General features: G+C 40.7%; 2 protein-coding genes. Both read right to left on the bottom strand.

Annotated features, from left to right (window positions below):
- On the bottom strand, positions 1 to 486 hold a 486-nt coding region (gene rpe / locus ACS8FD_RS16015), incomplete at its 3' end, for a ribulose-phosphate 3-epimerase (RefSeq protein WP_439276576.1).
- 196 nt (positions 487 to 682) lie between these two features.
- On the bottom strand, positions 683 to 931 hold the full coding sequence (locus tag ACS8FD_RS16020; protein WP_439262134.1) for a TIGR03643 family protein: 249 nt from the start codon (positions 929 to 931) through the stop codon (positions 683 to 685).
- Positions 932 to 1,138 lie beyond the last annotated feature (207 nt).

The following is a 1,138-nucleotide window of genomic DNA, read 5'->3' on the forward strand; positions in this document are numbered from 1 at the left end:
CACCTTATCTAGTGTGCTTTCAATAAACGACTGCCCACCAAATCCAGGATTGACGCTCATCAGTAAAATTTGGTCGACTTTATCCATCACATAATCTAAATAATGCAGTGGCGTAGCCGGGTTTAGTACCAAACCACATTTCGCGCCGCCATCTTTGATTAGTTGCAAGGAGCGATCAACATGCCCACTAGCTTCTGGATGAAAAGTAATAACGCTAGCGCCCGCCTCCAAGAACTGCTCAATCATACCATCGACTGGGCTAACCATCAGATGTACATCAATGGGTGCATCAATACCATAATCACGCAACGCCTTACAAATCATACTACCAAAGGTCAGGTTCGGTACGTAATGGTTATCCATTACATCAAAATGTATGACGTCGGCTCCCGCTTTTAAGACAGTATCCACTTCTTCGCCCAAACGCGCAAAGTCAGCAGATAGTATTGAAGGGGCGATTAGATATTGTTTAGACGGGCTAATCATAATTGAGCTACCTAGTTAATGTTTTGATGAATTGATAAGTTTGGTAAATTGATAAAAACGAGAAGGCTTACCTCAACATTATTAATGCTAGATAAACCGATAAACTTTCTATTCTAAAAAATAATGTCTTGAAAGCTTATGCTTTGAAAACTATACCTCTAAAACTGATGACTTTAAAATTGCTGTCTTAAAACTACTATCGTGGCTTGTATTGGGTTTTACAATAGGCACGGCCTACTTCAAAAGATCGTTTTGCTTCATGCTTAGTGGCGCGACCGGTTACACGTTGACGCCATAAACGAAAAGATGAGGGTTTTAGCTGTTGACGCATCAACTTGATAACATTAGCTTCACTAAGTCCATAAGTGTGCTCTATAGCGCCAAAAGGCGTTCTATCTTCCCATGCCATCTCTATCACACGTGATATTTGCGCGGCATCCAGTATTTTATCAACCGCTAGAGTATCTGATCTTGACTGCAACTGATCTGAGCTCACAATATCTAATCTAAGCGTGTCTTTGGCCTTATTATTGGTTGCTTGTTTTTTTCGTAAAGCTGTATCTATGTCAGCCTGCATAGTAGCAAGTGATGATTGAACATGCTGCTGATTATTTAAGCGCTCACCTATGGATGACGCTTGATGATATACCAT

It is taken from the genome of Psychrobacter sp. 1U2 (assembly GCF_051847575.1).